Raw genomic sequence first — 7,161 nt, 5'->3', positions numbered from 1 at the left:
ACCGATTTCGGCGTGAAGAAGATCATTCGTGTGGGTTCCTGCGGTGCCGTGCGTGCAGACGTGAAACTGCGTGATGTGGTGATTGGTATGGGCGCCTGCACCGACTCAAAAGTTAACCGCATGCGTTTCAAGGATCACGATTTTGCCGCCATCGCGGATTTCGACATGGTGCGTAACGCGGTCGACGCAGCTAAAGCGCTGGGTGTGGACGCGCGCGTCGGTAACATCTTCTCCGCGGATTTGTTCTATACGCCGGACCCGCAGATGTTCGACGTGATGGAGAAGTACGGCATCCTCGGTGTGGAGATGGAAGCGGCCGGCATCTACGGTGTGGCGGCAGAGTTTGGTGCCAAAGCGCTGACCATCTGTACCGTGTCGGATCATATCCGTACGCACGAGCAAACCACCGCGGCAGAGCGTCAGACGACGTTCAACGATATGATTAAGATCGCGCTGGAGTCGGTGCTGCTGGGGGATTGATTTTCCCCGGTTTTCCTTCGCCCTCACCCTAACCCTCTCCCGCGCGCGGGAGAGGGGACTGATCGAGCAACGGTTAACGCCCTCGCGCGGGAGAGGGGACCGATCGAGCAACGGTCAACGCCCTGTCCCGCATTCCTGACGTAGCCGCTCCACCGTAAACATCTGACACACTTTTACCCAGGCTTGTGCATCTTCCTGCTGGCTCTGCGGCGATCTCTCCCTATCATTAGCGTGATAATGAAGAGACTAAGCCCCTGATGAATTTCCGCAATTTCGAAGCCGAAGAGAAACTGTTTGTGCGCCGCGCGCTGGTGGCGTTTGCCCTGGTTGTTATCTGCTTCACCATTCTTGGCATCAACCTGTATCGCTTACAGGTGGATCAGCACAGCTATTACCAGACGCGTTCCAACGAGAACGACATTAAAATGATCCCCATCGCGCCAACGCGCGGGCTGATTTTCGATCGCAATGGCATCCCGCTGGTGCGCAACGTCACCTGGTACGACATCCTCGTCACGCCGTACAAAATCGACAACATGCAGGCGACGCTGAAGGCGCTAACGCCTATCGTCGATCTGACACCGGATGATATCGAAACCTTTGAGCATGAACTGAAGCAGAGCAGCCGCTATAAACCGGTGGAGCTGAAGGCCGAGCTCACCGACGAGGAAGTGGCGCGCTTCTCGGTCAATCAGTTCCGCTTCACCGGCGTCACCATTGATACCTATCAGGATCGGGAATACCCGTACGGCGCCGATCTGGCGCATGTGGTCGGCTACGTGTCGAAGATTAACGACAATGATTACAAGCGGCTCAATGCCGAGGGCGTGGGCGAAAACTATGCCGCCGACCATAACATCGGCAAGCAGGGTATTGAGGGCTACTACGAATCCCTGCTGCACGGCAAGACCGGCTATCAGGAAGTGGAAGTGGATAACCACGGCCGCATCGTGCGCGTGCTGAAAGAGGTGCCGCCGGTAGCAGGAAAAAACATCTGGCTGACGCTGGATCTGCATCTGCAGCAGTATGTGGAGAGCCAGCTGGCCGGGCAGCGTGCGGCGGTGCTGATTGAGGACCCGCACGATGGCGGCGTGCTGGCGATGGTCTCCAGCCCGAGCTACGATCCTAACCCGTTCGTGAAGGGCATCAGCTACAAAGCCTATAAAACGCTGCTGCAGGATAAAAACCTGCCGCTGATCAATCGCGTTACCCAGGGGCTTTATCCACCGGCATCGACGGTAAAACCCTACATGGCGATGTCGGCGTTGCTGAGCAAAGTGATTACGCCGGGCACCACCTTCTTTGGCGCGCCCACCTGGACGCTGCCGGGCACCGATCGCAAATACCGTGACTGGAAAAAGTCCGGCCACGGCATGCTCGACGTCACCAAAGCGATTGAAGAGTCCGCCGACACCTTCTTCTATCAGGTGGCGTTCATGATGGGCATCGACCGCATCCACAGCATGCTCAGCCAGTTCGGCTACGGCAAACCTACCGGTATCGATTTGAATGAAGAGTACGCCGGGCTGCTGCCAAGCCGCGAATGGAAGCAGAAAGTGCATAAACATACGTGGTATCAGGGCGATACGGTATCGGTGGGCATCGGCCAGGGCTACTGGATAGCCACGCCGATTCAGATGGTAAAAGCCATGGTGGCGCTGATCAATAACGGCCGGGTGATTAATCCGCACCTGCTGGCTAAAGCACAGCGCGGCACCTGGCAGCAGGTTTATCAGCCGACCGCGCCCCAGCCGCAGATTGGCGATGCGAAATCACCGTACTGGTCGCTGGTGCGCCACGCCATGTTTGGTATGGCCAACGCGCCTAACGGCACCGGTTATAAATATTTCCATACCGCGCCGTACGGCATCGCCGCCAAGTCCGGTACGTCGCAGGTGTTTAGCCTGAAGCAGAACCAGACTTACAACGCGAAGATGATTCCGGTGCGCCTGCGCGACCACATTTTCTATACCGCCTTTGCGCCGTTTAACAACCCGCAGGTGGCGGTGGCGCTGATTCTGGAAAACGGCGGTAACGAAGGCATTACGGCCGCGCCGGTGATGCGCAATATCCTCGACCATATCTTCCTGCAGACGCCGGATAGCAGCGTGCCGATGCAGACGGCCAGCACCGCGCAGGTGCACTGATCAGCGGAAAAATACCCGGTTGCGACCGTGGTGTTTGGCATCGTAGAGCGCGGCATCGGCATTGCTGTACAGCGTGTCGAAATCGGAGCCCGGCTTGCCGTAGCTCACGCCGAGGCTGGCGGTCACCAGTTGCTGCGGCAGCACCGCCAGCGGCGAGGCGTTAAGCGAGGCGTGGATCGCACCGGCGACAATCACCGCGTCGGACAGGCGATAGTGCGGCAGCAGCACGGTAAACTCTTCGCCGCCGATGCGGCCAATGCTGGCGCCGGCCGGGCAGTGCGCCTGAATGCGCGTCACCAGCCCGCAAATCACCTTATCGCCCATCGGATGGCCGTATTCGTCATTGATCTTCTTGAAGTGGTCGATATCCAGAATGATCAGCGCCGCCGGGCCGCTCTCCAGCGTCTGGCTGATGCGCTGAATAATCGCGCCGCGATTCCACACCGCCGTTAGCGGATCGTGGCTGGCTTTGTACTCCAGCTCCTGCGCCAGCTGGTTTAACTGCTCATTTACGCGGTTCAGCTCGCGCTCCGCGCGATCGCTGCGGGAGATCAGCCGCCAGGTTTCGCGCATCAGGCGCTGATAGTGGCGATTCAGGTGCAGCAGCGCCTCGCGGTAATCCTGCGCGCTCAGCGTGTTTTGCGCCGCCACATGCTGTGAGCGATTCAGCACCTCGCTCTCTTCACGGAACAGCTCATTGAGGTCCATCATGACGCCAGTTCCGCCTGCAGATTAACCTGCAGATCGGTAAAATCCAGCGCCAGTTCCTGACCAAACTCTTCCGCGATGTCATCTTCCGCATCAAACAGCCAGTTCAGCGTGACGCGCTGACCGCGCTGCGCCAGCTGGTTGAACAGATCGAACAGGCTGAACAGCATTTTGGTGCTGGAGCTGTTGAAGTAGCGCAGCGCGATAGTGACGACCACGGCGTCGTTGTCGGTGGGTTGCCACTGCTCAAGGGCATCCAGCAGCGGGCGATAAAACGCCGCCGCGTTCTCCGGCCACGACTCGCCGCGCAGCGCAAACTGGCGGGTGGCAAAATCAAAACTCACTTCGGGCGTGCTCTCAGTGGCAGCGATAATCAGGTTTTGCATACAACCTCAATCCTGGTGAATGGTGGCTTTAAGCCAAAACGTGGCGTAGCCGCTGGCGGGCAGCGGACGCAGTTCATACTCCAGCGGCTCACTGACATCACGGGCAAGCGTCAGCAAACCGATATTGGCCCCTTTGCTGGTGGCGGGGCTCTCGGTGCGCAGACCGACACGGTAGGCCTGCTTAATTTCGTCGTTACTCATGGTACGCAGCAGATCGAGCCAGTCGCGCAGCTGCTCGCAGGCGGCCTGTTCGACCTGATTACTGCTCTCCAGCACGTAGTTATCGCCATCCACGTGCAGCGTTACGGTGCCAAAGCGAAAGTGCTGTTCGGCGTGGCTCAGGGTACGGCTGTCCTGCGAATAGCGCAGGATATTCTGCACAATCTCGACAAAGCTGGAGAACAGCCGGCGGCGCACTTTCAGCGGGGCCTGCTGGTTTTCCAGAAACACTTTGATCACTTCACCCATCGCGGTGATGTTCTGCGGCGAAAAGAAGCCGGTATAGTGCAGCGCAACGCTGTCGGGCGGCAGGTGCGTGCCGGTGGAAGCTGGATGCATAAGAGGCTCGTTAATAACGCAGGCCAAACCAGGTGACGTCATCGCGTCGCGGCTGGTTGCCCTGCCAGTGAAGAAATGCCTGCGCAAACGCCGTGGAGAGCTCGGCCATCGGCAGGGTTTTATGTTGTGCAATGACCGTCTGAATCCGCTTTTTACCGAACATAATCTGCCGCGCGCCGCCGGGTTGATCGGTCACGCCGTCGCTCATCACCAGCAGCACATCGCCGGGCTGCAGTGTGCGCTGCTGCTGCTGCCAGCAATAGTCGTGCGGTGTATCGGTGTAGCCAACGCCGACGCGATCGGCCTGCAGCGCGGCGGCTTCACCCTGTACCGGCTGCAGCACCGCGTGCATGCGCGCGCTGGCCCAGCTCAGCTGATGGCTGTCCGTCTCCAGCCGCAGCGCAATCGCATCGCAGCCGTCGTTGGACAGCGAGGTCTGCTGCGAGGCGTTAAGCTGGCCCAGGGTTTGTTTGATGTGGCGGTTAAGCGCCTGCAGCAGGGCAGACGGCGTACGATGGTTGTGCTGCAGCGCACGCTCCAGCGCCGCATGCAGAATCACCGTCATAAACGCGCCGGGAATGCCGTGACCGGTGCAGTCGGCAATCAGCGCCAGCCAGCCGTGCTCGTCGCGGTGAAAGGCGTAATAGTCGCCGCCCACGCCATCGCGCGGCTGCCAGTGCAGGCACCAGTCGCTCAGCTGCTGCGCCATCTGCTGCCGCGAGCGGTCCAGCATCGCGTCCTGAATCACCCGCGCGTAATCGATGCTCTGTAAAATTTGCTGATGCTGCTGCGCCTGCAAATCGGAGACGGTACGAATCAGGTCGATACCCAGACCGATGCCAATATAGCGGCCCTGTTCAGTCACGATAAAACCATCGGTTACTGATTTATCCCCGCTGGCGACCACCTGCTGCGCGACCCGATCGAGTTCGGTTTCGGCATCGATCACCAGCGGTTGTTTATCCATAAAGGCGATACAGCTTTTACGATCGTACAGCTCGCGGAAGAACGGGCGCGTCATTTGCGACAGAAAGATGTGGCGGTTGATCATGCCGAACGGCGTGCCGTTTTCCACCACCGGCAGGCCAATCAAATCTTTGTGTTCGCTAAACAGCGCCATTACCGCCGTGTTGTCCATCGCTGGCGTGACGAACGGCACCGCAATACACAGCGAACGCGCGCGGGCACGACCCGTCAGGGCGCTAAGCCCGGTGCGGAAATCAGGCTGCTGCATGAGAAAGAGTCTGGCGTTGATTAGGAATAATCTTAGGTTACGGCACGGCGATGACACTTTTATGTCACCGCCGGCCAGTGCACGCTACGGCGCTTACTGCGGGGCTTTTAGTGCATCGGCGACGTGGCTGATGGCGCGCACCACCTCACTGGAGCTGCCGCGAATTTCGGCAATCACACCGCCCGCCTGCTGCGCGAGCACTACGCCCTGATCGGCACGTTTCAGGTTCGACGCGATGCCTTTCTGCGCCTTATCCGCCAGCAGATGGTTATGCCTCACCCGATTCTCGATTTCGCTGGTGGCGCGATTGATGTTCGCTGCGAGGGTGCGCACTTCACTGGCGACCACGGCGAAGCTGCGGCCATGCTGACCGGCGCGCGCGGCTTCCACTGCCGCATTGAGCGCCAGCAGATTGGTTTGGTCGGCAATGCGGCGGATACTCTCCACGATGGCGCCGATGCGATCGGAAGAGTCGCTCAGATCATTGATATCACCAGAAATACCGTGCAGTTCGCTGGCCAGCGCATTGATATTCTGCACGCTGTTCTCAATGACCGCCGCTCCCTGTTGCGTGCTTTCGCTGGTATGCAGCGCGGTTTGCCATGCCTGCTGCGCTGCTTCGCGCTCCAGCTGGTTTTTTTCAACCTGCGCGGTAACGTCGGTGGCGAACTTCACCACTTTGTACAGCTCGCCGGCGCTGTTAAACACCGGATTATAGGTGGCGCGCAGCCAGACGGTGTTGCCCTGCTTATTGACGCGCTCGAACTGCCCGGAGATATATTCACCCTGATTGAGCTTGTGCCAGAAGCGGCGATAGGCCTCGCTGGTGCGCATTTCGGGCGGACAGAACAGGCTGTGATGGCGACCGATGATCTCATCAGCGCGATAGCCCATGGTATTGAAGAAGTTATCGTTGGCCATCAGCACTTCGCCTTTGAGGTTGAAGGCAATCACCGCCATCGAGCGCTCAATGGCGGTGGTCATGGCGCGCTGCTCCTGCGCATCCATGATGCGCGCGGTGATATCACTCGCCAGCTTGACGATTTTGATCACCCGGCCGTGGCGATCCTGCACCGGTACGTAGTTGGCTTCCAGCCAGATCGGACGGCTGTGCTTCGCCACGCGCAAAAACTTATCGCTGAAGCCTTCGCCGCGATTCAGACGCTGCCAGAACTCGCGATACTGCGGCGACTGCACCATATCCGGCGTGCAGAACAGGCTGTGATGCTGGCCGACAATTTCTGCCAGCGTGTAGCCCATGCGCTCCAGAAACAGCGTGTTAGCGGTGAGGATGTGACCATCAGGCGTAAACTCAACCATAGCGATGGCCTCCTGCAGCGAACTAAGCGTTGCGCTGCTGTGACTGCGTTTCTGCCACGCGAGGCGCGACAGGATTCCCGATGTAATAGTGCTGAACATGGTGGACCTTATTATGGTTATGGGATGTCAGCACGGTTATCGGCGTGAGTGGCTAAAAATTCACCACTAAATAACCCGGTTGCGCAGGTTTTTACCATCGGGTCCGGCGGTTGCTGCAAAAGGCAGCAGTCAGCGGATTTTTACCGAAAAGCGTTTGACGGTACGGCGCGAGTAAGGTTTAATGCGCCCCGTTGCCCGGATAGCTCAGTCGGTAGAGCAGGGGATTGAA

Annotated in this window: 7 protein-coding genes; 2 read left to right on the top strand and 5 right to left on the bottom strand. The window is 58.9% G+C overall.

Annotated elements, in window-relative coordinates:
• Both deoD and mrdA read left to right on the top strand, forming a co-directional pair.
• A partial coding sequence (gene deoD, locus QMM04_RS19585; RefSeq protein WP_282996809.1) for a purine-nucleoside phosphorylase occupies nucleotides 1-480 on the top strand: 480 nt, incomplete at its 5' end.
• A 257-nt stretch (nucleotides 481-737) separates the two neighbouring features.
• On the top strand, nucleotides 738-2,627 hold the full coding sequence (gene mrdA, locus QMM04_RS19580) for a penicillin-binding protein 2 (protein ID WP_282996808.1): 1,890 nt from the start codon (nucleotides 738-740) through the stop codon (nucleotides 2,625-2,627).
• Here the strand turns inward: mrdA and QMM04_RS19575 are convergent, their stop codons facing one another.
• From QMM04_RS19575 to QMM04_RS19555, 5 genes are all read right to left on the bottom strand, one after another.
• Complete coding sequence (locus tag QMM04_RS19575; protein WP_021507652.1) at nucleotides 2,628-3,338, bottom strand: GGDEF domain-containing protein; 711 nt, start codon at nucleotides 3,336-3,338, stop codon at nucleotides 2,628-2,630.
• A complete protein-coding gene (locus QMM04_RS19570; RefSeq protein WP_021507651.1) occupies nucleotides 3,335-3,721 on the bottom strand; it encodes a DUF1987 domain-containing protein in 387 nt (128 codons plus the stop codon). Before QMM04_RS19570 ends, QMM04_RS19575 begins: the two co-directional genes overlap by 4 nt.
• Nucleotides 3,722-3,727: 6 nt before the next feature.
• Nucleotides 3,728-4,279 carry a SiaB family protein kinase gene (locus tag QMM04_RS19565; RefSeq protein WP_058774864.1) on the bottom strand — a complete coding sequence of 184 codons (552 nt, stop codon included), beginning with the start codon at nucleotides 4,277-4,279 and terminating at the stop codon, nucleotides 3,728-3,730.
• A 10-nt stretch (nucleotides 4,280-4,289) separates the two neighbouring features.
• Nucleotides 4,290-5,513, bottom strand: a complete 1,224-nt coding sequence (locus tag QMM04_RS19560; RefSeq protein ID WP_282996807.1) for a SpoIIE family protein phosphatase — start codon at nucleotides 5,511-5,513, stop codon at nucleotides 4,290-4,292.
• 93 nt (nucleotides 5,514-5,606) lie between these two features.
• The gene (locus QMM04_RS19555; RefSeq protein WP_282996806.1) at nucleotides 5,607-6,932 is read right to left on the bottom strand and encodes a PAS domain-containing methyl-accepting chemotaxis protein; all 1,326 of its coding nucleotides are present in this window, start codon (nucleotides 6,930-6,932) and stop codon (nucleotides 5,607-5,609) included.
• Between the last annotated feature and the right edge of the window lie 229 nt (nucleotides 6,933-7,161).

Origin of the sequence: Pantoea sp. Pa-EAmG (genome assembly GCF_030024295.1) — a bacterium.
In the GTDB taxonomy this organism is placed as follows: domain Bacteria; phylum Pseudomonadota; class Gammaproteobacteria; order Enterobacterales; family Enterobacteriaceae; genus Pantoea; species Pantoea dispersa.
Note: the sequence above shows the minus strand (reverse complement) of the source record. Positions and strands in the feature narration are given on the sequence as shown.